This is a genomic window from Flagellimonas hadalis, from assembly GCF_007785775.2.
Classification (GTDB): domain Bacteria; phylum Bacteroidota; class Bacteroidia; order Flavobacteriales; family Flavobacteriaceae; genus Flagellimonas; species Flagellimonas hadalis.
This window is the reverse complement of sequence record NZ_VNIK02000046.1, coordinates 1-534: the sequence shown is the minus strand read 5'-3', so window position 1 is coordinate 534 and position 534 is coordinate 1. Positions and strand designations below refer to the sequence as shown.

The 534-nt window shown below is 54.7% G+C and carries 1 pseudogene; it reads left to right on the top strand.

What is annotated here, in order from left to right:
* Positions 1 to 534: pseudogene (locus FOT42_RS17940) on the top strand (hypothetical protein); the annotation flags it as partial.

Sequence of the window (534 nt, the reverse complement as noted above, 5' to 3'; positions counted from 1 at the left end):
CCTGCTCCAGGCGATTGGGGTGGATTGGTCATCGCCGGTAATGCCCCTACCAACAAGGGCGTGGACGTGACCACCGAGGTGGGCGACCTTACCTATGGAGGTGACGTGGCCAATGACGACTCCGGGTCCATCACTTACCTCCGTGTAGAGTACACAGGGGCAACTTTCTCCAATACCAAAGAGTTCAACGGAGTATCCCTGTTCGGTGTAGGTTCCGGAACCACTTTCGAATATGTGCAGTCCTATAACGGTGCCGACGACGGTATCGAGTTCTTCGGAGGTACCGTAAGCGGCAACTATCTTGTCTCCATAGGAAGCGGTGACGATTCCATCGACTTTGCCGATGGTTGGACGGGCAACGGTAGCAACTGGTACATCGCCGGTGGTGCCAAGGCCGGTATCGAAGGGTCCAACAATGGCGACAACGGTGATGCCACCCCAGTGACCACAACCACTTTGAGCAACATCACTGTGGTAGGTCCTGTGACCGAAGGTGCTCTATTCTTCAAGGAAGGTGGAGGAAACTTTACCATT